Source organism: Nocardioides luti (assembly GCF_014212315.1).
GTDB classification, from domain to species: Bacteria; Actinomycetota; Actinomycetes; order Propionibacteriales; family Nocardioidaceae; genus Nocardioides; species Nocardioides luti.
Genome location: NZ_JACKXE010000001.1, coordinates 2,885,798 through 2,912,794, shown reverse-complemented (window position 1 = coordinate 2,912,794; position 26,997 = coordinate 2,885,798). Strand labels below are relative to the sequence as shown.

The 26,997-nt window shown below is 73.0% G+C and carries 21 protein-coding genes; 7 read left to right on the top strand and 14 right to left on the bottom strand.

Annotation, left to right across the window (positions count from 1 at the left end; translation table 11 throughout):
• Positions 1 to 151: 151 nt before the first annotated feature.
• Together H5V45_RS13805 and H5V45_RS13800 are read right to left on the bottom strand one after the other, a co-directional pair.
• Positions 152 to 1,711 (bottom strand): AMP-binding protein, encoded by a 1,560-nt coding sequence (locus tag H5V45_RS13805; RefSeq protein WP_185253459.1) that lies wholly within the window; start codon positions 1,709 to 1,711, stop codon positions 152 to 154.
• Positions 1,712 to 1,749: 38 nt separating this feature from the next.
• Positions 1,750 to 3,801: an MMPL family transporter gene (locus H5V45_RS13800; RefSeq protein ID WP_343061559.1), complete on the bottom strand. Its 2,052-nt coding sequence runs from the start codon at positions 3,799 to 3,801 to the stop codon at positions 1,750 to 1,752.
• Between the two features lie 41 nt (positions 3,802 to 3,842).
• Between H5V45_RS13800 and H5V45_RS13795 the strand changes: the two genes are divergently transcribed.
• Positions 3,843 to 4,340, top strand: a complete 498-nt coding sequence (locus H5V45_RS13795) for a MarR family winged helix-turn-helix transcriptional regulator (protein ID WP_185253458.1) — start codon at positions 3,843 to 3,845, stop codon at positions 4,338 to 4,340.
• A gap of 3 nt (positions 4,341 to 4,343) precedes the next feature.
• Here H5V45_RS13795 and H5V45_RS13790 read toward each other — a convergent pair whose 3' ends face one another.
• The 4 genes from H5V45_RS13790 to H5V45_RS13775 form a co-directional block, all read right to left on the bottom strand.
• On the bottom strand, positions 4,344 to 4,763 hold the full coding sequence (locus tag H5V45_RS13790) for an SRPBCC family protein (RefSeq protein ID WP_185253457.1): 420 nt from the start codon (positions 4,761 to 4,763) through the stop codon (positions 4,344 to 4,346).
• Between the two features lie 21 nt (positions 4,764 to 4,784).
• A complete protein-coding gene (locus H5V45_RS13785) occupies positions 4,785 to 5,681 on the bottom strand; it encodes a phosphoribosylaminoimidazolesuccinocarboxamide synthase (protein ID WP_185253456.1) in 897 nt (298 codons plus the stop codon).
• 61 nt (positions 5,682 to 5,742) lie between these two features.
• The gene (locus H5V45_RS13780) at positions 5,743 to 10,365 is read right to left on the bottom strand and encodes a Calx-beta domain-containing protein (RefSeq protein ID WP_185253455.1); all 4,623 of its coding nucleotides are present in this window, start codon (positions 10,363 to 10,365) and stop codon (positions 5,743 to 5,745) included.
• A gap of 136 nt (positions 10,366 to 10,501) precedes the next feature.
• Positions 10,502 to 11,089: an antibiotic biosynthesis monooxygenase gene (locus H5V45_RS13775; RefSeq protein WP_185253454.1), complete on the bottom strand. Its 588-nt coding sequence runs from the start codon at positions 11,087 to 11,089 to the stop codon at positions 10,502 to 10,504.
• Between the two features lie 109 nt (positions 11,090 to 11,198).
• Between H5V45_RS13775 and H5V45_RS13770 the strand changes: the two genes are divergently transcribed.
• Together H5V45_RS13770 and H5V45_RS13765 are read left to right on the top strand one after the other, a co-directional pair.
• Positions 11,199 to 11,819 carry a hypothetical protein gene (locus H5V45_RS13770; RefSeq protein ID WP_185253453.1) on the top strand — a complete coding sequence of 207 codons (621 nt, stop codon included), beginning with the start codon at positions 11,199 to 11,201 and terminating at the stop codon, positions 11,817 to 11,819.
• A gap of 139 nt (positions 11,820 to 11,958) precedes the next feature.
• Positions 11,959 to 12,921, top strand: a complete 963-nt coding sequence (locus H5V45_RS13765) for a sulfotransferase family protein (protein WP_343061558.1) — start codon at positions 11,959 to 11,961, stop codon at positions 12,919 to 12,921.
• Positions 12,922 to 12,967: 46 nt separating this feature from the next.
• On the opposite strand, the gene H5V45_RS13760 is transcribed toward H5V45_RS13765, so the two are convergent.
• Entirely contained in the window at positions 12,968 to 13,858 is an 891-nt protein-coding gene (locus tag H5V45_RS13760) for a hypothetical protein (RefSeq protein WP_185253452.1), read from the bottom strand.
• Between the two features lie 54 nt (positions 13,859 to 13,912).
• Positions 13,913 to 14,182, bottom strand: coding sequence for an acylphosphatase (locus H5V45_RS13755; RefSeq protein WP_185253451.1), 270 nt, complete (start codon positions 14,180 to 14,182; stop codon positions 13,913 to 13,915).
• A 126-nt stretch (positions 14,183 to 14,308) separates the two neighbouring features.
• On the opposite strand from H5V45_RS13755, the gene H5V45_RS13750 reads away from it, so the two are divergent.
• Complete coding sequence (locus H5V45_RS13750) at positions 14,309 to 15,772, top strand: MFS transporter (protein WP_343061557.1); 1,464 nt, start codon at positions 14,309 to 14,311, stop codon at positions 15,770 to 15,772.
• Here the strand turns inward: H5V45_RS13750 and purB are convergent.
• From purB to H5V45_RS13730, 4 genes are all read right to left on the bottom strand, one after another.
• On the bottom strand, positions 15,769 to 17,208 hold the full coding sequence (purB, locus tag H5V45_RS13745) for an adenylosuccinate lyase (protein WP_185253450.1): 1,440 nt from the start codon (positions 17,206 to 17,208) through the stop codon (positions 15,769 to 15,771). The two genes, H5V45_RS13750 and purB, sit on opposite strands and share 4 nt — an antisense overlap.
• A gap of 46 nt (positions 17,209 to 17,254) precedes the next feature.
• Positions 17,255 to 18,529 carry a phosphoribosylamine--glycine ligase gene (gene purD, locus H5V45_RS13740; RefSeq protein WP_343061556.1) on the bottom strand — a complete coding sequence of 425 codons (1,275 nt, stop codon included), beginning with the start codon at positions 18,527 to 18,529 and terminating at the stop codon, positions 17,255 to 17,257.
• Positions 18,530 to 18,655: 126 nt separating this feature from the next.
• The gene (locus H5V45_RS13735) at positions 18,656 to 19,552 is read right to left on the bottom strand and encodes a catalase family peroxidase (RefSeq protein WP_185253449.1); all 897 of its coding nucleotides are present in this window, start codon (positions 19,550 to 19,552) and stop codon (positions 18,656 to 18,658) included.
• A gap of 61 nt (positions 19,553 to 19,613) precedes the next feature.
• Entirely contained in the window at positions 19,614 to 20,909 is a 1,296-nt protein-coding gene (locus tag H5V45_RS13730; protein ID WP_185253448.1) for an adenylosuccinate synthase, read from the bottom strand.
• Between the two features lie 149 nt (positions 20,910 to 21,058).
• On the opposite strand from H5V45_RS13730, the gene H5V45_RS13725 reads away from it, so the two are divergent.
• Positions 21,059 to 21,994 (top strand): diacylglycerol/lipid kinase family protein, encoded by a 936-nt coding sequence (locus tag H5V45_RS13725; RefSeq protein WP_185253447.1) that lies wholly within the window; start codon positions 21,059 to 21,061, stop codon positions 21,992 to 21,994.
• Positions 21,995 to 22,003: 9 nt separating this feature from the next.
• On the opposite strand, the gene H5V45_RS13720 is transcribed toward H5V45_RS13725, so the two are convergent.
• On the bottom strand, positions 22,004 to 22,996 hold the full coding sequence (locus tag H5V45_RS13720; protein WP_185253446.1) for a helix-turn-helix domain-containing protein: 993 nt from the start codon (positions 22,994 to 22,996) through the stop codon (positions 22,004 to 22,006).
• 309 nt (positions 22,997 to 23,305) lie between these two features.
• Between H5V45_RS13720 and lysS the strand changes: the two genes are divergently transcribed.
• On the top strand, positions 23,306 to 25,030 hold the full coding sequence (gene lysS / locus H5V45_RS13715; protein ID WP_185253445.1) for a lysine--tRNA ligase: 1,725 nt from the start codon (positions 23,306 to 23,308) through the stop codon (positions 25,028 to 25,030).
• A gap of 10 nt (positions 25,031 to 25,040) precedes the next feature.
• Here the strand turns inward: lysS and H5V45_RS13710 are convergent, their stop codons facing one another.
• A complete protein-coding gene (locus H5V45_RS13710) occupies positions 25,041 to 25,454 on the bottom strand; it encodes a DUF3151 domain-containing protein (protein ID WP_185253444.1) in 414 nt (137 codons plus the stop codon).
• Positions 25,455 to 25,491: 37 nt separating this feature from the next.
• Between H5V45_RS13710 and H5V45_RS13705 the strand changes: the two genes are divergently transcribed.
• Complete coding sequence (locus tag H5V45_RS13705) at positions 25,492 to 26,994, top strand: DHA2 family efflux MFS transporter permease subunit (protein ID WP_185253443.1); 1,503 nt, start codon at positions 25,492 to 25,494, stop codon at positions 26,992 to 26,994.
• The last annotated feature ends 3 nt before the right edge of the window (positions 26,995 to 26,997 follow it).

Below are 26,997 nucleotides of genomic sequence, written 5' to 3'. Positions count from 1 at the left end.
TGGCCGCGCGAGGTCACCGGCCGGCGCGGCTGACGCCCCGGCCCCATCCGTCACATCGACCCCACTGTTCGGGGGAAACCCACTCTTTCCGGGTGTTGCAACACCCGGAAAGCGCCAACTTCCCCGGATATCCGGGGAAGCCGACGGCCCCTCAGCTGAGCTCGCGCTTCAGGATCTTCCCGGTCGCGGTCATGGGCAGCGACGGGACGATCTCGACGGTGCGGGGGTACTTGTAGTTGGCCATCTGCTCCTTGCCCCAGGCGACCAGCTCCTCGGGGGTGACCGTGGCGCCGTCGTTCAGGATGACGAACGCCTTGATCTCCTCGCCGTGGCTCTCGTGGGGCACGCCGATGACCGCGGCGAGCGAGACGTCCTCGTGGGTGAGGAGCACCTCCTCGATCTCGCGGGGGTACACGTTGAAGCCGCCGCGGATGATCATGTCCTTGGAGCGGTCGACGATGTAGTACCAGCCGTCGTCGTCCTTGCGGCCGAGGTCGCCGGAGCGGAACCACCCGTCCTGGATCGACTCGTCGGTGGCGTCGGGGCGGTTGTAGTAGCCCTTCATGATGTTGTGGCCCTTGATCGCGATCTCGCCGACGGCGTCCTCGCCGGTCTCGTCGATCTCGTCCCAGCTGTCGGCCTTGAGCAGCTTCATCTCGACCCCGGGGATCGGCACGCCGATCGAGCCGACGCGGACGTCCTGGCCGTACGGCGAGAAGCTGGCCACCGGGGAGGTCTCGGACAGCCCGTAGCCCTCGAGGATGGTCACGCCGAACTTCTTCTCGAAGTCCTTGTGCACCTCGACCGGGAGCGCGGAGCCGCCGGCCGCGGCGACCCGGAGGTTCGCGGCGAGCTTCTTGACGTCCACGGAGTCGTCGAGGGCGCCGAGCAGGCCCCAGTACATCGTCGGGACGCCGGCGAAGAAGGTGACCTCCTCCTTGGCCATCAGCCCGAGGGCCGCCTTGGCCTCGAAGCGGGGCAGCATCACGACGGTGCCGCCGAAGGCGAAGGCACCGTTCTGGATGACGGTCTGGCCGAACGAGTGGAAGAGCGGCAGCACGCACAGGTAGGTGTCGGGCTTCTCCGGGTCGGCCCCGAAGAGGTCCTTGCCGGTCAGCGCGTTGTCGCGCATGTTGCGGTGCCGCAGCTCCGCGCCCTTGGGCTGGCCGGTGGTGCCGGAGGTGTAGAGGATGACCGCGGTGTCGTCCTCGTCGGTCTCGACGGTGTCGAACTCCGGGGACAGCGACCCGGACGCGGCGCCCAGCGTCTCGGTGCCCTCGACGGGCGAGTCCGCGGACGGGTCGGCGGTGATGACGAAGAAGTGCTCGCAGCCGTCGGCGTCCTGGAATCCGGCGTACCCCTCGGTGGCCATCGGGAGGTCCGCGGTCCCCTCGAAGCAGAAGTAGGCCTTCGCCTCGGAGTCGCCGAGGTGGTAGGCCACCTCGCGGCCCTTGAGCAGCACGTTGAGCGGGACGACGGTCGCACCGGCCTTGAGGATGCCGTAGTAGACGATCGTGAAGTAGGGCAGGTTCGGGCAGCTCAGCGCCACCTTGTCGCCCGGCTGGATCCCGCGGTCCTTCAGCAGGTTCGCCACCTGGTTGGCCGCGGCGTTGACGCGCGCGTAGCTGAGCCGGGTGTCACCGAGGACGACCGCGTCACGGTCGGGGTGCTGACGTGCGCTGTCCTCGAGCAGGGTCGACAGGTTGTACACGAGTGGCCTCCATCACGGTCGCTGTGCGGCCAACCTACTCACCGGTCATGAGATCGCGACAGGGCACCCGGCCACCAGAACCGCCGGCCGAGCAGGGAGACCAGCGCCGGGACCAGCACGCTGCGGACCAGGAGGGTGTCCAGCAGCACCCCGAAGCCCACGATCACGCCGATCTGGGTGAGCGTGATCAGCGGCAGCACGCCGAGCACGGTGAAGACAGCGGCGAGCAGTACGCCGGCGCTGGTGATCACCCCGCCGGTCACCGCGAGGGCCGTGGAGATGGCCTGCTTCGTGTCGTGCTGCGCGGCCTCCTCCTTGGCCCGGGTGGTCAGGAAGATGTTGTAGTCCACGCCCAGCGCGACCAGGAACAGGAAGCTGAGCAGCGGGACGCTGAGGTCCAGCGCGGGGAAGCCGAACCAGTGCGTGAAGGCCCACCAGCTGGCGCCCAGGCTGGCCGCGAAGGTCGCCACCACCGTGGCCACCAGCAGCACCGCCGCCACCACCGAGCGCAGCAGGAGGAGCAGCACGACCAGCACCACCGCCAGGATCAGCGGGATGACCAGCCGCTGGTCGTGCACGGCGGCGGCCTTGGCGTCGAGCGAGTCCGCGTCGGCGCCCCCGACCAGCGAGGTCGGGTCCGCGGCGTGCGCGGCCGTACGCACGGCGGTCACCGTGCCGAAGGCCTGCTGCGTGCCGGGGCCGGCGTCCAGCACCACCGACAGCACGGCACGGCCCTCACCCTTCCCCGCGGGCTGGATGCGCTGCACGCCGTCGGTCGCCGCGACCGCCTCGGTCACCGCGTCGGCACGGTCGGCCGTCGCGATCACGACGGTGGGTTGCGACGCACCGGCCGGGAAGTGCTCGGCCAGCACCTCCTGGCCGGTCACCGACTCGGGGGTGTCGCGGAACTGCTCGGTGTCCGAGAGCCCGGTCGAGACCCCGGCGAGCGGGAGCGCGAGGACGGCGAGCACCGCCACCCCGACGAGGCTGACCCGCGCCGGGCGCGCGGTGACGACCGCGGCGACCTTCGACCAGAAGCCGTCCCGCGTGGGCTCCGCCTGGCCGACCCGCGGCACGAACGGCCAGAACAGGCGACGTCCGAAGACGGTCATCGCGGCGGGCAGCACGACGAGGGCGTAGACGACGGCGGTCACGATGCCGATGGCGCCCCCGAAGCCGATGCTGCGGCTCGAGGGGTTGTCGGCGAACCCCAGGCAGAGCAGTGCGAGCACCACGGTCCCCGAGCTCGCCAGGATCGCCGGCGCCGCGTTGTCGAGGGCGATGCGCATCGCCTCGTAGCGGTCGTCGTGGCGGCGCAGCTCCTCGCGGTAGCGCGCGATCACGAGCAGGGCGTAGTTCGTGCCGGCGCCGAAGACCAGGACCGAGGTGATACCGGTGACGGCACCGTCGGTCGGGAAGCCGAAGACGTGCGTGCCGATCGCGAGGCCCTTCGCGGCCACCTGGTCGGCGACTCCCACGACGGTGAGCGGCACCAGCCACAGCCACGGGCTGCGGTAGGTCACGAGCAGCAGGAGCGCCACCACGCCGGCGGTCGTGATGAGCAGCCGGACGTCGGCGCCGTCGAACACCTTCGACAGGTCGACCACGAAGGCGGGTCCGCCCGTGACCTGGGCCCGGAGCCCGTCCGGCAGGTCCTGCGCGGCGGTCGAGCGGATGTCCCCGACCGGCCCGGCGAGGTCCTCCTCGGAGATCGACGTGGAGAGCGGGACCGCCACGAAGGCTGCCTTGCCGTCGTCGGCGAAGACCGGGACGACCCGTTGGCCGTCCGAGGCCAGCGGGGCGAGGGCCTCGACCGCCCGCCCCACGGCGGCACGGTCGGCGTCCGTCAGCGCGGCCCCGTCGCGGTCGATCACGACGATCGCGGGGGTGTACTCCGAGGTCCCGAGCGAGGCCTGCAGCGCCGTGGCGCGGGCGGCCTCCGAGTCCGTCGGCAGGTTCGAGGTCGCGTTGTCCGCCTGCACGGCCTCGACGCCGACTCCGAGCATCGCCCCGGAGAAGAGGATCGCCACCAGGACGACGACCCAGCTCAGCCGACGGCCGACGAGGTGGGGGACGCGCCTTTTGTTCACTCCGCTGAATATTTCCACGCTCGAAAGAGTAGACTGCGCGCATGAGCGAGGCAACACGAGGGCACTTGGACGACCGCTCCCCCGAGACCGTGCGCGTGGTGCGGGCCCTGCGCTCCTACGCGAACGAGTCCGAGCTGTACGTCGGCGCCGCGGGCCGGGAGGCGGCCATGCACCGCACCGACCTGAGCGGGCTCGCCCTCGTGATGGACCGCGGCCTCCAGGGCGAGCACCCCACCCCCGGCCAGCTCAGCGCCGCGCTCCAGCTCAGCGCTCCCGCCACCTCGGCCATGCTCGACCGCCTGGAGCGGCTCGGCCACGTGACCCGGTCCCCGCACCCGACCGACCGCCGCTCCGTCGTCGTCGAGATCACCGACCACGCCCTCGAGGTCGGCGGCGCGATGTTCGGCCGGCTGGCCGCGCACCTCGCCCCGGTCCTGGCCGGGCACACCGACGAGGAGCTGGCACTGGTCGCCCAGGTCCTCGAGGAGGTCGGCGCCGCGACCCGGGCCGCCCGCGAGGAGGTCAGCGGCCGGGGCTGAGCCTCAGTCCCGTCCGGCGAGGATCTTGGCGGCGGTGCGCAGGTCGGGGTAGACGCCGAGCACGGCCACCTTGTCCACGACGTACGCCGGGAGCCGGGCCGGCCCGCGGCCGGTGACCGTGAACGTCGGCGTGACCCGGCACCCGGCGCCGTCGGGCACGAAGTCGAGGGTCAGCTCGGCGTCGATGCCGTGCCACGACCCGACCTCGGTCCACCGGTGCGGGGCCTCGAGGACGGTGGTCTCCATCTGCGGGCGGAGGCCGGGGACGGTCACGTCCACCCAGCGCTGGCCCACCGCGGGCAGGCCCGGACGGACGTCCTCGACGCGGCGCAGCGACGACTGCCACTCGGCACGGTGGTGCGGGTCGACCAGGTAGGCGAAGGCGACCTCGGCCGGCACGTCGAAGCGGACGCTGCGCGCCATCAGGGCGTCATCCCGCGCATCTCAGAACGACAGCCCGGAGAGCCGCTCGTAGGCCTCCACGTAGCGCGCGCGGGTGCGCTCGACGACCTCGGCGGGCAGCGCGGGCGGCGCCTCACCCGAGGTCCGGTCCCAGCCGGACGCCGGCGAGGTCAGCCAGTTGCGCACGTTGTCCTTGTCGTACGACGGCTGGGCACGGCCCGGCTCCCACCGGTCGGCCGGCCAGAACCGCGACGAGTCCGGCGTCAGCACCTCGTCGCCGAGCACGGTCGTGCCGTCGCGCCGGGCGCCGAACTCGAGCTTCGTGTCGGCCAGGATGATGCCGCGCTCGCGGGCGATGCCCTCGGCCCGGGCGTAGACCGCCAGGGTGAGCGCGCGCAGCTCGGTGGCGGACTCGGACCCCACCGCGGCGACGACGGCCGCGAAGTCGACGTTCTCGTCGTGGTCGCCCAGCTCGGCCTTGGTCGCAGGCGTGAAGACCGGCTCCGGGAGCCGCGACCCGTCGACCAGCCCGGCGGGCAGGGCGATCCCGCAGACCTCGCCGGTGTCGGCGTACTCCCGCAGGCCGGAGCCGGTGAGGTAGCCGCGCGCGACGCACTCGACGGGGTACATCGCCAGCCGCTCGCACACGACCGCCCGGCCGCGGACGGCGTCGGGGACGTCGGTCGACAGCACGTGGTGCGGCACCAGGTCGGCCAGCTGGTCGAACCACCACAGCGACATCCGGGTGAGGATCTCGCCCTTGTCCGGGATCGGGGTATCGAGCACGAAGTCGTAGGCCGAGATCCGGTCGCTGGCGACCATGAGCAGCTGGCCGGCGTACGGCCCCTCGGTCAGCTCGTAGAGGTCACGGACCTTGCCCGAGTGCAGGTGGCTCGCGCCGGCGATCGTGGGGGCATCGGGGATGTTGAGGTCGGCCACGCCGCCCACTCTAGTGACGCCTGGGAGGGCGAGAGGCGGCGTGGCCGGGGAGCGGAGCACCTCAGTCGTCGTCGATGATCTTCCCGACCCCGGCGCTGCGGGCCCAGGTCGCGTTCGCGAGCGCCGAGCCGACCACCGAGAGCTTCTCGCGCTTCTTCTCCTTGACCCGGTCGCCCTTGACCTTGACCACGATCGTCGCGGTCCGCTGGCCGGGCGCCAGCGTCACGGTCCCGGAGCCGGCGACGAAGTCCTTGCCGGCCTTCGCGGTGCCGCTCTTCGTCGCCCACGTGAAGCTGACCGTCCGGCCGCTGACGGCCGACATCGTCACCGTGAAGACCATCTTCCGGGTGCCCTTCTTGCCCTCGACGACCTTCTTCGCGTTGCCGATCGTCACCGTCGGGGCAGCGTCGTCGTCGGTGATCGTGCCGGTCCCGGTCATCGTGCCGGGGTCGGCGCCCGAGGGGTTCGCGAGCGTGAGCGACACGGTCTCGTCCGCCTCGTCCAGGGCGTCACCGAGGACGGCGACGGTCACCGTCGCCGCGGTGTCGCCCGGCGCGAACGTCACGGTGCCGCTGGCGGCCGTGAAGTCCGAGCCGGCCGTGGCGCTGCCCGCGCTCACCGACCAGTCCACGGTCACCGGCACCGACCGGGGGCCCGACAGGGTGACGGGGAAGCTGAGCGTCCCGCCCCCGCCGGCCGCACCCTCGGCCACCGACGCGTCCCCGACGGAGACCGTCGGCGTCGCGTCGTTGTCGGCGATCGTGCCGGACGCCTGGGCCGTGGTGATTGCCACCGTCCCGGTCGCCGAGCTCTCGGCGTCGCTGATCGTCAGGCCCAGCGTCTCGTCCGGCTCGTCCACGGCGTCGTCCACGACCGTGACCTCCACGAACTTCGTGCGGGCGTCGCCCGGACCGAAGGTCAGCGTCCGGTCGACGGCGGCGTAGTCCTGCGGCGCCGTCGCCGTCCCGTCGCTGGTGGCGACGTGGACGGTGTAGGTGTCGGAGTCGTAGGACCCGGTGAGCGTGACCGGGAACCGGACCACGTGGTCCTCGGTGTCGGTCGTCGCGTCCCCGACGGCGATCGTCGTCGGGTGGTCGTCGTCGACGATCGTCCCGGAGACGTCCGGCCCTGGGTCGGCCTGCGCGGACGCGAGGTGCAGTCCGACCGTCTCGCCGGGCTCGACCCGGTGGTCGTCGACGAGCGTCACCAGCACGTGCTTGACGTTCGCGTCGCCCGGCGCCCAGGTGAGCGTCGTGTCGACCGGCGCGTAGTCCGCACCCGGGGTCGCCGTCCCGCCGGCGGTGGTCACCTGGACGGCGTACGACGTGCTGGCGTCGCGGTTGGTCAGCGTCACCGGGAAGTCGAGCTGGCCCGCCCCCTCGGTGGCGTCGGGAGCCGCTGCCGCGTCGACGACGGCGGTCGCCTGCGCGCAGGCCGGGGTGAGCAGCGGAGCCACGTCGAGCGACCAGCCGGTGAGCGTCCCCGTGTCGGTCGCCGCCGAGTCCGTCAGGGTGAGCGTCCAGGTGCCCGCGGTGGCCTGGCCCCGCAGGGCCGACAACGGCGTCTCGGGCCGGTAGGTGCCGGCGAACGGCGGCGTGCCGGACGAGACCGGGGTCGTCGCGGTGTCGTCGAAGGTCGTCGCGTTGAAGTTGTCGCCGGAGCCACCACGCTTGGCCACCAGGGTGACCACCGTGCCCGCGGGCGAGGTGAGCTTCGCCGTGACGTCACCGTCCCAGGTGTGGGTCACGCTCATGTGCACCCGCACCGCGGCGACCGGGTCGGTCCCGGCCAGCGCGATCGTCGAGGACACCCCGGTCGCGTTGTTGTCGGGGATCGCCTTCGGGACGTCGCCGGACGCGGTGGACGCGAACGCTCCGTCGTACAGGTCACCGCCGACGCGGACGGTCTTGTCCTCGGTGACGGTCTGCCCGCCCGCGGTCCACGCGTGCCGCAGGGTCACCACGGCGCCGCAGGCGGCGGCGGGCGAGATCTTGAGCTGGTACGGCGTCGTGCTGGACTGCGAGGAGCCGGCCGCGATCGTGGGGAAGTCCGACGAGCCCTGCACGATGGTGGCCGGTCCGCTGAGGACCGTCAGGGTGCCCGTGCCGGCGGGGGCGGTGGCGTCGCCGACGTTGGTGATGGCGGCCTGGACCGTCACGTCCTCACCGGGGTCGACGGTGCTGTTCGCGTCGCGGCTGTCGGTGACGGTGACGCCCGCGGCCGCGCCGACGGGCGTGGGCTGCACGTCGAGGTTCGACGCGGTGAGCGCGAAGTCCTGGTCCAGCGCCGAGCCGTTGCCGGGGACCGCGTCACCGGCGATGTTCGTCGCGATCACCCTGACGGTGACCGGACCCGTGGTGCCGGCGGGCAGCCAGACGTTCTCGACGTTGTTCTTGGCGTCCGCGGCGCCCCCCGAGGTCGAGAGGCCGTTGGCGAACACGTTGCCGCGGTAGGTCGTGCCGCCGGCGGTCACCTCGAGGTCGAGGTTGTTGACGTAGCTCGCCCCGGTCGTGGCGCCGGGGGCGTCGGTGAACGCCAGCGTCACGCGCACCGGCTTGCCCGTGTCGGCGACGCTGCCGGACCGCGCGAAGCTCTGGCCACTCGCGGTGAACAGCGTCTGCTGGTCGAAGTCGACCCGCTTGGTGGCGGGGTCGAAGAGGGTGCCGAGGTTCGGCACGCCCCAGCCCTGGTTCGGGCTCGGCAGGGTGTCGCCGGTGCCCACCCCGCCGGACAGGTAGCGCGGGATGTTGACGACCAGGGCCCGCAGCATCGCGGGGCTCGCGGTCTGGCCGGGCGCGAGGACCCGGCCGTAGTAGTTCTGGATCAGTGACACCGCACCGGCGACGCCGGGCGTGGAGTGGCTCGTGCCGCTCGACCAGGTGTAGAGCGTGTTGCCGACCGGGTGGTACTTGCCGGTCGAGTCCCCGCAGACGCCGCTGCCGTCGTAGCCCGCGGCCTGCGAGGCAGGACCCTCCACGTGGGTGCCGGCCGCGACCACGTCCGGCTTCGACCGTCCGTCGGCGGTCGGCCCTCGGGACGAGAACGACGCGATGTCGGAGTCGTTGTTGGCGGGTCCGAAGCTGCACCCGTCGAGGGTGCCGTCCTCACGGACGTTCTCGGTGGCGCCGACGGTCAGCACGTTCTTGGCGGTGCCGGGCGAGCCGATGGTCTTGGCTCCGGACCCGGAGTTGCCCGCGGAGAAGATGTGCAGCATCTGCTGCAGGCCGGCGGTGCTGCCGGACGCGTCCCGGGTGAGCGCGTCGTAGGCCTGCGAGGAGGCGTCGTAGGCCCCGGCGACGTTCGCCCCCCACGAGTTGGTGGTCATGTCGGCGCCGGCGGCGTAGGCCGCCTGCACCACGCCCTGGTCGGTGTTGCCGCACCCGCTGACGCTGTAGCTGCCCCCGTTGGTGAAGATCTTCAGCCCAGCCACCCGGCCGTACGGCGAGACGCCCAGGCCGTACTGGTAGCCGTTCGCGTCCTCGGTGCTCGCGCCCGCGGTGTCGTTGTAGCCACCCACGATGCCGGCGTTCAGGTTGCCGTGACCGGCCCCGCTGTCCGCGCTGGCGTCGGTCGTGCAGTTGCCGTTCACCGTCAGCCGGTCCGGCTGCGCCGTGCTGCCGAACTGGTAGAAGTCCGGGTGCAGGGGCGTGGCGGTCCCGTTGTCGATGCCGTCGTCGACCACCGTGACCTGGGGGTAGGACGACGGGGTGGTCGGGAAGCCCTTGGCCTGGAGCCAGTCGAGGTAGCCCGGGCCGCTCGGGACGGTCGCACCGCCCGACGTGGTGGTGATGTTGCCGGCCAGCAGCTGGTCCTGCACCTCGTCGTTCATCTCCGGGGCGGCGTACCCCTCGACGTCGAGCACGGCCGGGAGGGACGCGGTGGCGGCGAGGTCGGCCGCGTCCATCCGCACGGAGACGGTGCGCAGGCCGAGCAGGGTGTACGGCGGGGACAGCACGGTGCGGCCCGCGGTGACCTTCGCCAGCGTGGCCGCGGCGTCCGGCCCGTCGACGACCTGGACGGTGACGTCGACGCCGCCCTTCGTCTGGCCCTTCTCCACGCGGTCCCGGAGGACCGGGTCGAGCCGGTAGGACGGGTCGAACGGGCCGCTGTACTGCACCACGGGGTCGTCGCCCACGAGGGCGTCGAGGCGGGCGGCGGCCGCGCCGTCGGCGTACACGACGTAGGCGTTGGCCGGCAGGTAGCTCACGATCTGCGCGCCCGCGGCGGTGAGGTCCTTCACCCAGGCCGGCCGGACCGGTCCGGCGAACTGCACCAGTCGCAGCTGGCGCCCGGAGGTCGCCGTCGCGGCGAGCGTGTCGGGCGCGGGGACGGCGGCCGTGGTGTCGAGGGTGACGCCGCGCAGGTCGATCCGGGCCAGCTCGTCCGGGCCGGTGACGCCCGGGACGCGGTTGACCTCGGTCAGCTTCTTCGCCGGCACCGTCCACAGGGAGGTGGCGCCGTAGTCCACGGAGCGGCTCGCGCCGGCCTTCTTCAGCGCGGCGACGGCGACCCGGTCGCCGTCGACCGCGAGCACCGTGTGCAGGTTGCCCGCGGACACGCCGTGCCGGGAGACTCCGCTCGCCTGGGCGGCCGGGGCCGAGAGCACCGCGGTGGTGCCGGCTGCGGTGAGCAGCAGGGCCACGCCGGCGGCGAGGTGGGGACGACGGGCGGCACGCTCAGACATGGCTTCCTCCGGAACCGGCGCCGACGGCGCCACGGCACGACCCCACGACTCTGGCAGCGCTCGGTCCGCATCGGACGGTCGTCGTCGCGATATGGCTCGAAGTGATCAGGCAGGGGTGGCCCGTCCGGACCAGGCGTCAGGCGGGGGTGCGTCGCCAGGGCGCCGGCTGCCCCTGGAGCCACCAGCCCAGCGCCTTGGTCATGCGCGGCAGCACGACGTAGGTCATCACCGGGGTCATCAGCAGCGTGCTCACCAGCGACCTCTCGACGAGCGGCAGGTCCGGGGCGAGGTGGGAGAAGATCCACGCGACCAGGAGGCTCAGCGGGAAGAAGGCCAGCCAGATCACGGTCGCCTGCTTGTAGCGGGGCGGGGCCGCCGGCGCGATCCGCAGGTCGCGCACGTCGCGGTTGGTCGGGTCGTCGAACCAGCCCTCGATGCCGGTGCGGCGCTCCACCCGGGACTCGACCACGCCCAGGCCGCCCGACGAGTCGCGCCACCACTGCCGCTGGTGCGAGGACTCCCAGGCGTCGAGGGAGTCGTGGTCGGCGAAGCGGTAGAGCATGTGCCAGGTCTCCGACTCGCGCTCGGGACGGACCCAACCGGCGCCCAGGAAGCCCGGGAACCGCTCGGCCAGCGCGATGCCCGCCTGGATCCAGCTCACCATCTCGTCCTCACGACCGGGGTCGAGGTGACGGGTGATGGAGACGGTCACGGGGGCGCTCATGCCCCGATGGTCCGGGAGCCCGCGGGTGCCCGGCAAATCCGTGCAGGCGGAAGGAGACCGACGTCACGGGGTCGCTCCGCGGCGTGGTCCCGGATGGCACAGTGACCCCATGCCGGAGTCTGCCGAAGAGGTCTACGCCAGGGTCGTCGCTGCTGTCGGGGAGGACGGGCGGCTGCCGATGCCCGACCTCGGGGAGTGGGACGTCTTCCCGTGGGAGGCGGTGGACGGAGTTGTCGTCCCCCGCGTCCTGCCCGCGCCCCGCGACGAGCCGCCGCGCTGGGGCGAGTCCGAGGACAAGCCGTGCGGTCCCTGCGCGAAGGGCTTCCCCGCGGACCGCGTCGTCTGGGAGGACGAGCACTGGGTCCTGACCCACCACGGCGGGCCCTCGGGCATGCCGTTCGTGCTCAACCTCAACACCCGCGAGCACCTCGACATGCCGGACCTCGACGACGAGCTCGCCTCGCAGCTCGGCCGGATCTCCACGCGGTTGGTCCGGATCATGGAGAACCTGCCGAACATCGGCCGCGTCCACGTCGACCGCTGGGGCGACGGCTCCGAGCACTTCCACCTGTGGTTCTTCGCGCGCACCGACCGGCTGGCCAACATCCTCGGGTCGTACGCCGTGGAGTGGGACGAGATCCTGCCGCCCGGCCCCGAAGACGTCTGGCGGTCCGACCTTCACACCGTCGCGACCAAGCTCGCCAACTGGGGCGGGCACGCCCGGATCTGACGAGTCGACGCGTCCGCAGACGCAGGAGGTGCCGAGTCGGCGCATCTGCAGACGGCGCGAGATTTTCCTCGCCCCGCCTTGGTTCGGTATCTAGACTCACTTACACGAGTTCGACGCCACCGACCCGGGAGACAGCAGCGTGACCCGAGCACCGCACCCCGACTTCCTGCTCGTCGGCGCCCCGAAGGCCGGCACGACCGCCCTGCACTCGGCGCTCGCGCAGCACCCGGACGTCTTCGTGTCGAACCCGAAGGAGCCGAAGTACTGGCTCTGCGACGACGCTCCCCCGCCCGCCTGGGTCGGCCCGGGTGACGCCCACTCGCAGCAGGAGTGGATCTGGCGGCGCGGCGACTACGAGCGGCTCTTCACCCCCGCGCGTGAGGACCAGGTCCGCGGCGAGAGCACGCCGTTCTACCTCTGGAGCCGCGGCGCCCACCGGCGGATCGCCGAGGGGCTCCCCGACGTCCGCCTCATCGCCGTCGTGCGCGACCCGATCGACCGCGCCTACAGCAACTGGATGCACCTGTGGTCCGACGGCCTCGAGCCGGTCGGCGACTTCGAGGAGGCGTTCGCCCGCCAGGACCGCCGGGTCGCGGACGGCTGGGCGCCGTTCTGGCGCTACCGCGACCTCGGACGGTACGGCGAGCAGCTGGAGCACCTGTTCCGCTACGTCGACCGCGAGCGGGTGCTGGTCGTCCGCTACCGCGACATCGTCGACGACCCGTGCGCGACCGTGGACCGGGCCTGCCGCTTCCTCGGCATCCGCGAGGGGCAGGTCTCCCGGGTGCCGCACGACAACGCCCGCAGCTTCGTCGAGCCCGGCTGGCGTCCGCAGGTGCTCGGCCCGGTCGTCCGGGCCGGCGCCCGGCTCGGCGCCTACGCCCCGCCGCAGGTCTGGCGGCGGGCGAGCGTCCCGCTCGTCGCGCGGCTCAGCGGGCCGACCGAGGCGCACCGGCCGCTGCTGAGCGCCGAGCAGCGCGCGCGGCTGCTGCCGTCGTTCACCGACGACATCGCCCGGCTGGGCGAGGTCACCGGCGAGCAGTTCGACGACTGGACCTCGACCGCCAGCCGCGGGTCGTTCCGCCAGCGCGCGTCCGCCTGACACCCGCCGCCACCAGCGGCGCGCAACGGCAGCGCCGTCGTCAGTGTCAGCGGACGACGGTGACCAGGTCGTGCGCACCGTCGGGGCGCGCGGCCTCGACGTAGAAGCGGGTGCGGCCGTCGGGCAGCGGGACCGCGGCGGCGTAGCGCCAAGCGCCGTCCGAGTGCGGTGACGCGACCGGGCCGACCTCGTCGACCGGCACCAGGCGCTCGCCGTCCCACCGGGCCAGCCCGGTGGTCTCGTGCCAGTTCGAGGCGGCGTCGGCGCGGCCGTCGTACAGCGCGGTCACCGGGTCGGACCCGACGATCGCGGTCACCCGGGCACCGCGCGCGTCCCAGGCACCGGGGCGGCCGGCGAGCACCTCGCCCCGGTCGGTCCACGCGAGCCCGTCGTCGCTGGTCAGCCGGCGGCTGGTCATCCGGTCCTCGTGGCCGGGCTCGGTGAGCGGGTGGCAGCACAGCCACATCTCCCAGCCGTCGGGGCCGTGCGTCACGACCGGGTCCTTGACCGCGGTGCGCTCGTCACCGGTCAGCACGACCTGGCGGTGGCCGGCCGGCAGCTCCTCGGGCGTCGGCGCGGTCAGGCTGTCGACCCACCAGTGCTTGGAGTCGTAGGTCGCGCAGGAGAGGTAGAGGCGCCAGCCGAGGTCCGGGACCGGCACGAGCACCGGCCGCTCGAAGGACTCGCAGCCGAACGAGTCGCGGTGCACCTCGGCCACCTGCGTGAAGGCCAGCCCGTCGCTCGAGCGCGCCACGACGACCGTGACCCCGCGCCCCTCGGTGAGCGGGCGGCGGACGCGGTAGGTGAGCCAGTAGGTCCCGTCGACGAGGACGGCGCTGGCCGCCCCGGCCCAGTTGCCCGGCCCGTCACCCGGGGCGAGCACGACGACCTCGGCGCCGTCGGAGGTCGGCACGGGCGGCAGGGTCTGGACGGGCATGGCCCCAGTCTAGTCGAGTGGACCAGTCGACAATCGGCAGCGGCGAGCCGCGCGTCAGCGGACCTCGAACGCCGTGTGGCCGCCCACCGCGGACGGGTGCACGGCGACGCCGTCGACGGAGGCGTACGCCGGACCCTCGCCGCACCAGGCGACCAGCGCGTCGACCGCCTCCTGCGGGCCCTCGAAGTGACCGGCCACCGACCCGTCGGGCTCGTTGCTGACCCAGCCCGCGACGCCGAGCTGCGCGGCCTCCTGCTGGGTGGCCATCCGGAAGGACACGCCCTGGACCCGTCCGGTCACGCGGACGTCGACGGCGGTGGTCATGACGCCATCATCAGACGTGGTCGCGCCGGCCGTGCACCCGGCCCGGGGTCGCCGGGGTCGCGCCCGCGTGGCGTCGGCGTCGCATGGGCGTCGCGTCGGCTTGGAGCGGCCCGGGAGGGTGGTGGGGTGAGCGAGGAGACGAGCACCGGCACGCAGCGCGGTGCCGCTCCCGAGGAACCGGCGTACGAACCCCACCCGCACCGCTGGCGGATCCTCGGGGTCTCGCTGGTCGTCGGCTTCATGTCGCTGCTGGACGTCTCGATCGTCAACGTCGCGATCCCGTCCATGCAGTCGGGCCTGCACACCTCGGCCGGCACCATCCAGTGGGTCGTGTCGGGCTACGCGCTGGCGTTCGGCCTCACGCTCGTCGCCGGTGGCCGGCTCGGGGACGCGCACGGGCGGCGGCTGCTCATGCTCATCGGCCTGGCCGGCTTCACCGTGTCCAGCGCCGCGGTGGGGCTCGCGCCGAACGCCGAGCTCGTCGTGCTCGCCCGCCTGGCGCAGGGCGCCACCGCCGGGCTGCTGACGCCGCAGAACTCCGGCCTCATCCAGCAGCTGTTCCGTGGCGCCGAGCGCGGCCGGGCCTTCGGGGTCTTCGGCTTCACCGTGTCCTCGGCGTCCGCGCTGGGGCCGGTGCTGGGTGGCCTCATCATCGCCGCCGCCGGCGAGGAGAACGGCTGGCGCTGGCTCTTCCTGATCAACGTCCCCATCGGCCTCGTCGCGGCCGTGGCCGTGCTGCGGCTGGTGCCGAAGCGCCCGCGGCCCACGGAGCCCGCCGACAACCGGATCGACGTGCCGGGCGCGCTGCTGCTCGGGGCCACGGTGCTCTGCCTGCTCTACCCGGTGGTCCGCGTCGAGGGCGGCGCGCGCTGGCCGTTGGTGCTGCTGGCGGGCGTCCCGCTCTTCGCGTGGGGCTTCGTGCGCTGGGAGCGGCGTACGGCGGAGCGCGGCCACCCGCCGCTGCTGGACCTCGGGCTGCTGCGCCGGCTGCCGGGCTACCTCAACGGGCTGCTGGTCGGCACGTTGTACTTCACCGGCTACACCGGGCTGCTGCTGGTGATCTCGATCTACCTGCAGGAGGGCCAGGGGCTCACGCCGCTGCAGACCGGCCTGCTGCTGATGCCCTTCGCGGTGGGCTCCGCGGTGGCCGCACCGGTCGCCGGGCGGTTCGTCACCGACGTGGGGCGCGGCCTGACCGTGGCGGCGCTGAGCGTGATGCTGCTCGGGATGGTGCTGGTCGCGCTGCTGGCTCCCGGTCGGGACCCGCTGTGGCCCTGGCTGCTGCCGACGCTGCTGCTCACCGGGCTCGGCGGCGGCGCGGTCGTCTCCCCCAACATCACGCTCACCCTCGCCGAGGTGCCGCCGCGGATGGGCGGGGCCGCCGGCGGCGCGCTGCAGACCGGCCAGCGGATCGGCTCCTCGATCGGCGCCGCGGTGCTCGTCACGGTCTACCAGGTCAGCGTGGGGACGACGAGCGACGGTGCGGCCCTCCGCATCGCCCTCCTGACGGGGGCGGCGATCATCGTCGCCGCGCTGGCGATGGCGGTCCGGGCCTGGCGACAGGCGCGGGTGCTGGCCGCGACGGGCTAGAGGATCGCGCCGGGCGAGTACGCCGCAGCCTCGGGGTGGCGCGCGGCCACGTCGGCCACCCGGCGTACGACGGCCTGGACCTGGGCGACGGCCGCTCCCGTGAAGGTGATCGGCTCGGCGACCAGCGACTCGAGCTGCGCGGTCGTGAGCCCGAGCCGCTCGTCGGCCGCGAGCTTGGCGAAGACGTCGTTCTCGGCCTGGCCCTGGCGCATCGCGAGGGCGGTGCCCACCGCGGCCTCCTTGATCGCCTCGTGGGCGGCCTCGCGGCCGACGCCGTTGCGGACGGCGGCCATGAGCACCTTGGTGGTCGCGAGGAACGGGAGGTAGCGGTCCAGCTCGCGCTGGATCACCGCCGGGAACGCCCCGAACTCGTCGAGCACGGTGAGGAAGGTCTGGAAGAGCCCGTCGGCGGCGAAGAACGCGTCGGGCAACGCCACGCGTCGTACGACGGAGCAGGAGACGTCGCCCTCGTTCCACTGGTCGCCGGCGAGCTCGCCGACCATGGAGAGGTAGCCGCGCAGCACGACCGCGAGGCCGTTGACCCGCTCGCAGGAGCGGGTGTTCATCTTGTGGGGCATCGCGGAGGAGCCGACCTGGCCCTCCTTGAAGCCCTCGGTGACGATCTCGTTGCCGGCCATCAGCCGCACGGTGGTCGCGAGGTTGGACGGGCCGGCGACCAGCTGCACGAGCGCCGAGAGGACGTCGAAGTCGAGCGAGCGCGGGTAGACCTGCCCGACGCTGGTCAGCACCCGCTCGAAGCCGAGATGGGCCGCGACGCGCTGCTCGAGGTCGTCGAGCTTCGCCTCGTCACCGTCGAGGAGGTCGAGCATGTCCTGGGAGGTGCCCATCGGGCCCTTGATGCCGCGGAGCGGGTAGCGCGCCAGCAGGTCCTCGACGCGCTCGAGCGAGATCAGCATCTCGTCGGCGACGGAGGCGAAGCGCTTGCCGAGGGTGGTCGCCTGGGCGGCCACGTTGTGCGAGCGACCGGCCATCACCGTGGTCTCGTGCTCGGAGGCGAGCCGGGCCAGGCGCACCAGGGCCGCGACGGCCCGGTCGCGCAGCAGCGCGAGGGACTGGCGGACCTGGAGCTGCTCGACGTTCTCGGTCAGGTCCCGCGACGTCATGCCCTTGTGGATGTGCTCGTGGCCGGCGAGGTCGCTGAACTCCTCGATCCGGGCCTTCACGTCGTGGCGGGTGATCCGCTCGCGGCGAGCGATCGAGTCGAGGTCGACGCCCTTCTCCCCCAGCGCCACGACGGCTTCGTACGCCTCGACGACACCGTCCGGGACGTCGATCCCGAGGTCGCGCTGGGCCTTGAGGACGGCGATCCAGAGCTGGCGCTCGCGCACGATCTTGTGCTCCGGGGACCAGATCTGGGCGAGGTCGGCTCCCGCGTAGCGGGTGGCGAGGACGTTGGGCACGGTCACGTGCCGCATTCTCCCACGGGCCGGACGACCTCCCGACCGGTGCCGCGGCGGTGGCTCAGCGCCCCGCGGCGATGTCCGTGCGGAACTGCACGCCCTCGAACTCGACCAGCCCGACCCCGGCGTACGCCGTCGCGCGGGCCGCGGCGACGTCCTCGCCGAGGCCGACGACCGCGAGCACCCGGCCACCGGCGGTGACCACGTCGTCGCCGGAGGGCGCCGTGCCGGCCTGGATCACGTGCACGCCCTCGACGGTCTCGGCCTCGGCGATCCCGCCGATCACCTCGCCGGAGGACGACGACTCGGGGTAGCCGCGGCTGGCCAGCACGACCGCGACCGCCGCACCGGGCTTCCACGCGGGCGGCGCGACGTCTGCCAGGGTGCCGGTGGCCGCGCCGACCAGGAGGTCGGCAAGGGGCGAGTCCAGGAGCGCCAGCAGCGGCTGGGTCTCGGGGTCGCCGAAGCGCGCGTTGAACTCCACGACGCGGGTGCCGCGCGAGGTGAGCGCGAGGCCGGCGTACAGCAGGCCGGCGAAGGGCGTGCCCCGCCTGGCCATCTCGTCCACCGTCGGCTGGAGGACGGTCTCGAGCACCTCGTCGACGAGCCCCTCGGGCGCCCAGGTCAGCGGCGTGTAGGCGCCCATCCCGCCCGTGTTGGGGCCCTCGTCGCCGTCGTGGATCCGCTTGAAGTCCTGGGCCGGCTGCAGCGGGTAGACCGTGGCGCCGGTGGTCTCGTTCCAGCTGCAGAGGGCGAAGAGGGAGACCTCGGGGCCGTCGAGGTACTCCTCGATCAGCACCTGCTCGCACCCGGCGGCGTGGTCCAGCGCGGCCTGCCGGTCCTCGGTCACCACGACGCCCTTGCCGGCGGCGAGGCCGTCGTCCTTCACGACGTACGGCGCCCCGAGCTCGTCCAGCGCGGCGGCGGCCTCCTCGGGCGTGGTGCAGACGAAGGCGCGGGCGGTGGGGACGCCGGCCGCGGCCATGACGTCCTTGGCGAACGCCTTGGAGCCCTCGAGCCGGGCGGCCGCACCCGACGGTCCGAAGCAGGCGATGCCGCGGGCGGTGACGGCGTCCGCGACCCCGGCGACCAGCGGGGCCTCGGGGCCGACCACGACCAGGTCGGCGCCGAGCTCGACGGCGAGGTCGGCGACCGAGGCGCCGTCCATCGGGTCGACCGGGTGGTTGCGGGCGACCGTCGCGGTGCCGGGGTTGCCGGGGGCGACGTGCACCGCACCGACGCTCGGGTCCAGCGCGAGCGCCCGGGCCAGCGCGTGCTCGCGGCCACCGGTGCCGATCACGAGCACCGTGCGGTTGGTCTGCGGAGGAGTCGTCACGGTGCGCGAGCCTATCGGCGCCCGACCCCGTCGGCGTGGTGCGTCCGCCGCCCAGGGGGCGCGGTCCCGTGTGCAGATGCGCCGACTCGACCCCTCCAGGATCTGCAGACGCGCCGACTCGGCCCCTCAGCCGCCGTGCGACTGCGTCCGGCGGGACACGGACTCGGAGTAGGCGCCGGCGCGGTAGCGCAGGATCGGGTCGTCGGACAGCTCGAGCCCGTCGACGACCCGGGTGGGGTCGAAGACGATGACGGCGCCGTCCAGCTCCGGGTCCGGCACGGTCTCGGTGACCGAGATCCGGCCGGCCACCAGCTCCTTGGCGCCCTTCCAGACCGAGGTCGCGCTGTGCGGGTCGTGGCCGGGCCCCGCGACCTGGACGACGACGTCGTGCTCGACGGGGCCGCGGGCGAGGCGGGCGGCGATCTCCTCGCGCAGCCGGTCCGGGCCGCTGAAGGTCTGCGGCAGGCGGTCGGCGGGCGTGGCGACGGGCACGAAGCGGTAGCGCACCCAGGTCCGGGTGCCGGCGCCGTCGACCCAGCCGTAGGCGTGGATGGGGTAGAACGTCGCCTCCGCGAAGCTGACCGGCGGCGCGAGCGCCTTGAACCCGCCGAGGACCGATGCGGCCATCCTCGGGTGCCGCGCCAGGAAGAGCGGCACGGTCAGCGGTCGCACCGAGGCCTCGGTCAGCGCCACGAACTCCTCGGGGTCGTCCGTGGGGAAGCGCGGGGAGGTCTGGCCCAGCAGGTCGGTGGCCGTGCCGTCGGCGAGGCGGAACGAGACCGCCATCCCCCGGATGTCCGGCTTCGGATCCGGCACGCGCGGGTTGCCGCCGGCGTTCGACCAGCGCACCGTGACCGGGACGGGCTCACCGGTGAGGTGGCCGGCACGGGAGAGCGCGGTCGCCTCCGGGCTCGCGGTGAAGGTGCCGGTGTAGAACGCGCCCTTGGCGTGCAGGGTGCGGTAGCCCGGCGGAGGGCCGAAGGCGGCACGGATGCGGTCGACGGCCTGCTCGGGACTCAGCATGCGCGCACGCTAGCGGCCGGGGACGCTGCAGGACACCCCTTCGGGTGAGTCGGACCCGACCTCAGTCCTCGTGGACGACGATCGTCTGCTCGCGGCCCGGACCGACGCCGACGCCCCAGATCCGGGTGCCCGACATCTCCTCGAGCGCCTGGACGTAGACCTGGGCGTTCCGCGGCAGGTCGTCGAAGGAGCGGCAGGACGAGATGTCGGTGCCCCAGCCGTCGAAGTACTCGTAGACCGGCTTCGCGTGGTGGAACTCGGTCTGCGTCATCGGCATCTCGTCGTGGCGCACGCCGTCGATCTCGTAGCCGACGCAGACGGGGATCCGGTCCCAGTTGTCGAGGATGTCGAGCTTGGTGAGGAACAGGTCGGTGAGGCCGTTGACGCGGGTGGCGTAGCGGGCGACGACGGCGTCGTACCAGCCGCAGCGACGGGTGCGGCCGGTCGAGACCCCGATCTCGCCACCGAGGCGCTGCAGCTTCTCGCCGTCCTCGTCGAAGAGCTCCGTGGGGAACGGGCCGGACCCGACCCGGGTCGTGTAGGCCTTGATGACGCCGATCACCCGGTCGATGCGGGTCGGTCCGACGCCGGAGCCGACGCACACGCCACCGGCCACGGGGTTGCTCGACGTCACGAAGGGATACGTGCCGTGGTCGACGTCCAGCATCGTCGCCTGCGCACCCTCGAAGAGCACTGTCTTGCCCTCGTCGAGCGCGTTGTTCAGCAGCAGCGAGGTGTCGCAGACCATCGGGCGCAGCCGCTCGACGTACGCCAGCAGCTCCTCGACGACCGCGTCGACCTCGATCGCGCGGCGGTTGTAGACCTTGGCGAGCAGGTGGTTGCGGACGTCGAGGGCCGCCTCGACCTTCTGGCGCAGGATGCCCTCGTCGAAGAGGTCGGCGATCCGGACGCCCACCCGGTTGATCTTGTCGGCGTACGCCGGCCCGATCCCGCGGCCGGTCGTGCCGATCTGGTTCTTGCCGAGGAAGCGCTCGGTGACCTTGTCGATCGTCGAGTGGTACGACGCGATGACGTGCGCGTTGGCGCTGACCTTGAGGTCTGCCACCTCAACGCCCCGCGCGATGAGCGAGTCGAGCTCGCGGAAGAGCGCCTCGGGCGAGACGACGACGCCGTTGGCGATCACCGAGGTGGCGCCCTTGGTCAGGATGCCGCTCGGCAGCAGGTGGGTCGCGAACTTCTCGCCGTTGACGACGATGGTGTGGCCGGCATTGTGGCCGCCGCTGGTACGGACCACGAAGTCGATGGAGTCCTCACCGTGCTGCTGGGCGAGCAGGTCGGTGGCCTTGCCCTTGCCCTCATCGCCCCACTGGGCCCCGAGGATCACGATCGCGGGCATGTGCACCCCTTGCAGCTCGACGGTCCGGTGAAGGACAGGACGCGCGAGAGCCCCGGTCTGGTCACAGCAACAGCGCACCGGGGCTCTTGCGGGCAGAGGTTACCAAAGCGCCCGTCGGGCTCCCCCCGCCGCGGGATAGGGTCCGCCCCATGGAACCCCTCCTCGTCATCACCAACAGCGACGCCGGCACGTCGGACGAGGAGACCCTCGACAAGGCGCTGGCCATCCTCCGGGCGGCCACCTCCGTGGAGGTCCAGGCGACCTCGAACCCGGGTGAGCTCGACGGCGTGCTGCACCGCGCCGGCTCCCGCCGGATCATCGTCGCGGGCGGCGACGGCAGCCTGCACGCCGTCATCGCCGCGCTGCACCGCCGCAACGACCTCCAGGGCTCGGTGGTCGGCCTGCTGCCGCTCGGCACCGGCAACGACTTCGCCCGCGGCACCGGGATCCCCCTGGACATCGAGGAGGCCGCACGGGTCATCCTCGAGGGCGAGGTCCGCCCGATGGACCTGATCCTCGACGAGGTCGGCGAGGTCGTCGTGAACAGCGTCCACGTCGGCGCCGGCGCGAACGCCAGCCGTCGCGGCGCCCGCTGGAAGTCCCGGCTCGGCTCGGTCGGGGTCGGCAAGGTCAACCTCGGCAAGCTCGGCTACCCCATCGGGGCGGCCCTGACGGCCTGGAACCCGCCCATCATCCGGCTCCGCGTCGAGGTCGACGGCACGGTCGTCAACGACCTGGACCAGCCGATCCTCATGGTCGCGGTCGGCAACGGCTCCTCGGTCGGCGGCGGCGCCGAGCTGACCCCGGAGGCCACGCCCGAGGACGGCCAGGTCGACGTGATGATCTCGCGCGCGGTCCGGCCCGCCCAGCGCCTGGTGTACGCCGTCCGGCTGGGCTTCAAGAAGCACCACCTCGCCGACGAGGCGACCTACCTCCGCGGGCGCACCGTGTCGGTCTCCGGCGGCCCGTTCTGGGTCAGCGCGGACGGCGAGATCGACGGCCCGGAGCGCCAGCGCACCTGGCACCTCGAGCCGGCGGCGTACTCCATGGTGCTGCCGCGGCCCGACCAGGTCCCCGCGGACTGAGTCGGCCGGTCAGAGCCAGCCCCGGCGTACCGCCTCGACGCCCGCCTGGAAGCGGGAGTCGACGCCGAGCTCGATGAGCAGGTCGGCGATCCGGCGGCGCACGGTGCGCAGGCTGATCCCGAGCGTCCGGGCGATCTGCTCGTCCTTGGCGCCGTCGGCCAGCTGGAGCAGGAGCAGCCGGCGCAGGTCCGGCCGCGCCTCGCCGAGGTCGAGCTCGGGGACCGTGGAGGCGCGCTCCCACATCAGCTCGAAGAGCAGGGTCAGCGCCTCGACCAGCCCGCGCTGGCGCACCAGCGAGCGCGGCTCGTCGACGAAGCCCAGCGGCTCGGGCAGCACGGCGTGCGTGGAGCCCAGGATGAACATCCGCGTCGGCAGCTCGGGCAGCACCCGGATCTGCTCGCCGACCTGGGCGCGGGCCACGAGGGTGGCCTTGGCCTCGTGCAGCGCCTGCACGGGGTAGATCGCCCGCGAGCGGCGGCCCGACGCGATCGCGTCGGCGACGACCTGGCGCATCGCGTCCTCGCGCGGGATCCGCCACGCGTCCGGTCGCAGCCAGAGGATGTCGCCCTTGCTCTGCGCGATCAGCGCCGCGATCAGCCCCACCGGCTGGCCGCCGGAGCTGATCTCGCCGTCCAGCGGCTGGATGTCGTGGACCTCGCCGGGCCCCGGGCGCGCGCTCGAGACGCTGAGGAACGGGATCGCCGCGGCCAGCCCCGCGAGCTCCTGGCCGGCCCGCGCCGAGGCGTCCGCGGTCCGGGCCACCATCCGGGCCAGGGCCTCGGCCGGCGGGTCGACGAACACCCGCGAGTCCTGGACGCGGACGATGCCGACCTCCAGCAGCGGGCGCAGCTCGACCATCAGCTGCTCGGGGCTGCTCAGCATCGCCGAGGCGACCCACAGGACCTCGCGCCCGGACTGCGCCAGCACCCGTTGGTAGGTGCGGTCGACCGAGGCCGGGAAGCCGAGCGCGGTCATCATGCTGGAGGGGGCTTGACGGGCCATGGTGGCAGGTTAGTGACAGCGGCCCGTCAGAGCCATATGGCACGTAGAGGTCAATGCCATGATTTCCCTGCGTCCTACGGGCGCGCCACCCCTCTCGGGGATGGCGCACGCCGGCAGCGACCCACATCGGGGGATGCGGTCGCCGACGGTGACGCGGGACAGGGCGCCGGAATCGCCACAGGGGACGACTCCGGCGCCCTTCCTCCATTTCGGGGCACCTCCGCGGTTCTCACCCGCGCCACCCGCTCCGGTAACCTCACGCTCTCGTCATTCCCCCGTCCCCGAGGCCCGAGCAGGAGCAGCGACGTCATGGCACGAGGCGACCGGGCCTCCCGGCAGCAGGTCCCCACCGACTGGGTCACCCGGGCCGCCGACGACGCGATCCGGCACGCCGGCCCCGACGCGACGCTCATCACCTGCGCGTCCGGCGCGAGCCCGTCCGGCCCGATCCACCTCGGCAACCTGCGCGAGTTCCTCACCGTGCACTTCGTGGCCGAGGAGATCCGGCGCCGCGGCCTCGCGGTGCGCCACCTGCACAGCTGGGACGACTACGACCGCTTCCGCAAGGTGCCCGCCGGGGTCGACGAGTCGTGGAACGAGCACATCGGCCGTCCGCTCTCCGCCGTCCCCGACCCGTGGGACTGCCACGAGTCCTGGTCCGAGCACTTCAAGGCCCCCCTGCGCGCCGCCCTCACCGAGATGGGCGTGGAGATGGAGGAGGTCTCGCAGACCGAGGCCTACCGCGCCGGGAGCTACCGCGACCAGATCCTCACGGCCGTCGAGCGGCGTGACGACATCGAGCGGGTGCTGGCGCGCTACCGCACCAAGGCCGCCCCGGTCGCCGAGACCGAGGAGGAGGCCGCCGCGCTCGAGGACTCCGTCGCGCTCGACGACGAGCCCGCCCCCGACGCGGCCGGCGGCAGTGCGTGGGCGCGGTTCCCCTACAAGCCCTACTGCCGCGACTGCGGGCGCGACACGACCACCGTGACGTCGTACGACGACGACACGACCGACCTCGCCTACACCTGCCAGGTCTGCGCCTTCTCCGGCGTCACGAACCTGCGCACCCAGAGCGAGGGCAAGCTCGTCTGGAAGGTCGACTGGCCGATGCGCTGGCAGGTCGAGGGCGTCGACTTCGAGCCGGGCGGCGTGGACCACGCGTCGCCGGGGTCGTCGTACACCGTCGGCAAGGAGCTCGTGAAGGACGTGTACGGCGGCCGCGCGCCGTCGTTCGTCGGCTACTCCTTCGTGGGCGTCGCCGGGATGGCCAAGATGTCGTCCTCCAAGGGTGGCGTGCCCACCGCCGAGGACGCGCTCAAGGTGCTCGAGGCACCGATCCTGCGGTGGCTCTACGTCCGTCGCCAGCCCAAGCAGGCCTTCAACGTGGACTTCGGGCCCGAGGTCGTGCGCCTCTACGACGAGTGGGACGCGCTCGGCCGCAAGGCCGCCGACCCCGCGCGCCACGACGCGCAGACGCTCGCGTTCGAGCGCGCCACCGCGACCGCCGCGGCGGGCACGCTGCCGACGCCGGCCGTGGTCGTGCCGTTCCGGGTGCTGTCGTCGGTGGCGGACGTGACGGCCGGCTCCGCCGACCTGATCTCGCGCACCGTCGGGAACGTCGGCCACGCGCACGACTCGGTCGACGACCTGCAGCCGCGCCTGGGCAAGGCGATGACCTGGACGGCCGAGTTCGTCCCCGCCGAGGACCGCACCACGGTGCGCGAGTCCCCGGACACGGCCCGGCTCGCGGCCCTGTCCGAGGACGAGGAGCTCTGGCTCGCCCAGCTGCTCGACCGGATGCCCGACGTGCTCGACCTCGACGAGATCACGACGCTGGTCTACGGCGTGCCGAAGCTGGCCCGCGGGCTCGGCGTCGACGACGCCCCCACGGACCAGGTCAAGGCCGACCAGAAGGACTTCTTCCGGCTGCTCTACAACCTGCTCGTCGACGCCGACCGGGGCCCCCGGCTGCCCACGCTGTTCGTGGCGCTCGGGGCCGAGAAGGTCCGCGCGCTGCTGACGCCGCCGGCCTGAGCGCCGGGCGTCAGCCCAGCAGCTCGGCGTACGCCGTCGCGCTGGAGTCGCGCAGGAACTCCGAGCACCGGTCCCACTCGTCGCCCTCGCCGATGGCGCGGGCGCTGAGGGCCAGCAGGGCCAGGCAGCGCAGGAAGCCCCGGTTGGGCTCGTGCTCCCACGGGACCGGGCCGTGGCCCTTCCAGCCGTTGCGGCGGAGCATGTCGAGGCTGCGGTGGTAGCCGACGCGGGAGTAGGCGTAGACGGTCACGTCGTCGGCACCGCCGTCACGGGCCTCCTGCGCGAGGGCCGCCCAGGCGAACGGGGAGGCGGGCGTGCGGCGCACGACGTCGACGGCCGCAGCACCGCCCTCGAGCTCCGCGGCGCACGGGTCGACGGGGAGGTGGGTGGGGGGCGGACCGGCCATCAGGTCTACGTGACTCATGGAAGGCATTGTCCACGGTCGGGTGTTGACTGTTCCCATGACCCACGCACCGACCTCGCCGGCGACCGACGCCGCCCCCGCGCAGGAGAAGGACCCCTGGCCCGCACTCTTCGCGCTGTGCCTCGGCTTCTTCATGATCCTCGTGGACTCGACCATCGTCTCGGTCGCGACGCCCGCGATCATCGAGGACCTCCGCACCGACGTGAACAACGTCGTCTGGGTGACCAGCGCCTACCTCCTCGCGTACGCCGTCCCGGTCCTCATCACCGGCCGGCTCGGTGACCGGTTCGGCCCGAAGCGGCTCTACCTCGCCGGCCTCACCGTCTTCACGCTGGCCTCGCTGTGGTGCGGGCTCACCAACTCCGTCGAGGGCCTGATCGTCGCCCGCGTGGTCCAGGGTCTCGGCGCCTCGATGATCACGCCGCAGACGATGGCGATCATCACCCGGATCTTCCCGGCCGCCCGCCGCGGTGCGGCGATGGCGCTGTGGGGCGCCACCGCCGGGGTCGCGACGCTGGTCGGCCCGATCCTCGGCGGCGTGCTCGTCGACGGCCTCGGGTGGGAGTGGATCTTCTTCATCAACGTCCCCGTCGGCCTGATCGCCTTCGCGCTGGCCTGGCGCCTCGTCCCGACGCTCGACACCAACACCCACAGCTTCGACCTGCTCGGCGTCGCGCTCAGCGGGGCCGGCATGTTCCTGCTGGTCTTCGGCATCCAGGAGGGCCACCAGTACTCCTGGAACACCTGGGTCGTGCTCGCGATCGCCTCCGGCCTCGTGGTGCTCGGCGTCTTCGTCCTGTGGCAGAAGCGCAACACCCGTGAGCCCCTGGTGCCGCTCGACCTCTTCGGCGACCGCAACTTCTCGCTCGCCAACGTCGCGATCTCCGCGATGGGCTTCGCGATCACCGCCATGGCGATCCCGATCATGATCTGGGCCCAGGTCGTGCGCGGCTGGAGCCCGACGCAGTCGGCCCTGCTGCTCGTGCCGATGGCGCTCATGACGATCGTGCTCGCCCGCCTCGTCGGTGGCCTCACCGACCGCGTGCACCCGCGCCTGCTCACCAGCTTCGGCTTCGCCGGCATCATCGCGTCGCTGGTCTGGCTGTCCGCGGTGATGACCCCGGACTCCGCCGTCTGGTCGATCCTGCTCCCGATGGTGCTGCTCGGCATCGGCAACGCCTTCGTCTGGGCGCCCAACAGCGCCACCGCCACCCGCAACCTGCCGATCCACCAGGCCGGCGCGGGAGCCGGCGTCTACAACGCCACCCGGCAGGTCGGCGCCGTCCTCGGCTCGGCCGCCATCGCGGTGCTCATCGACTCCCGGCTCGCGGCCCAGGGCCTGCCGTCCTTCCAGGGTGAGGGCGGCTCCGGCACGGTGCCGGCCGCGATCGCGCAGAAGTTCAGCGACGCCATGGCCCAGACCATGCTGCTCCCTCCCGCGGTGCTGGTGCTCGGGCTCCTCGCGGTGCTGTTCTTCGAGCGGCCCCGCCACGCGGGGTACGCCGCCGCGCCCGCCCCCGCCGCACCGGCCTCGGAGTAGCAG

What these genes read in the sequence shown, in the direction of transcription:
- H5V45_RS13725 (WP_185253447.1), top strand. Translation starts at nt 21,059, where the DNA reads ATGGAACCCCTCCTCGTCATCACCAACAGCGACGCCGGCACGTCGGAC.
- H5V45_RS13730 (WP_185253448.1), bottom strand. Translation starts at nt 20,909, where the DNA reads ATGCCCGCGATCGTGATCCTCGGGGCCCAGTGGGGCGATGAGGGCAAG.
- H5V45_RS13770 (WP_185253453.1), top strand. Translation starts at nt 11,199, where the DNA reads ATGCCGGAGTCTGCCGAAGAGGTCTACGCCAGGGTCGTCGCTGCTGTC.
- H5V45_RS13775 (WP_185253454.1), bottom strand. Translation starts at nt 11,089, where the DNA reads ATGAGCGCCCCCGTGACCGTCTCCATCACCCGTCACCTCGACCCCGGT.
- H5V45_RS13780 (WP_185253455.1), bottom strand. Translation starts at nt 10,365, where the DNA reads ATGTCTGAGCGTGCCGCCCGTCGTCCCCACCTCGCCGCCGGCGTGGCC.
- H5V45_RS13720 (WP_185253446.1), bottom strand. Translation starts at nt 22,996, where the DNA reads ATGGCCCGTCAAGCCCCCTCCAGCATGATGACCGCGCTCGGCTTCCCG.
- H5V45_RS13755 (WP_185253451.1), bottom strand. Translation starts at nt 14,182, where the DNA reads ATGACCACCGCCGTCGACGTCCGCGTGACCGGACGGGTCCAGGGCGTG.
- H5V45_RS13790 (WP_185253457.1), bottom strand. Translation starts at nt 4,763, where the DNA reads ATGGCGCGCAGCGTCCGCTTCGACGTGCCGGCCGAGGTCGCCTTCGCC.
- purB (WP_185253450.1), bottom strand. Translation starts at nt 17,208, where the DNA reads ATGCGGCACGTGACCGTGCCCAACGTCCTCGCCACCCGCTACGCGGGA.
- H5V45_RS13795 (WP_185253458.1), top strand. Translation starts at nt 3,843, where the DNA reads ATGAGCGAGGCAACACGAGGGCACTTGGACGACCGCTCCCCCGAGACC.
- H5V45_RS13710 (WP_185253444.1), bottom strand. Translation starts at nt 25,454, where the DNA reads ATGAGTCACGTAGACCTGATGGCCGGTCCGCCCCCCACCCACCTCCCC.
- H5V45_RS13735 (WP_185253449.1), bottom strand. Translation starts at nt 19,552, where the DNA reads ATGCTGAGTCCCGAGCAGGCCGTCGACCGCATCCGTGCCGCCTTCGGC.
- lysS (WP_185253445.1), top strand. Translation starts at nt 23,306, where the DNA reads ATGGCACGAGGCGACCGGGCCTCCCGGCAGCAGGTCCCCACCGACTGG.
- H5V45_RS13760 (WP_185253452.1), bottom strand. Translation starts at nt 13,858, where the DNA reads ATGCCCGTCCAGACCCTGCCGCCCGTGCCGACCTCCGACGGCGCCGAG.
- H5V45_RS13705 (WP_185253443.1), top strand. Translation starts at nt 25,492, where the DNA reads ATGACCCACGCACCGACCTCGCCGGCGACCGACGCCGCCCCCGCGCAG.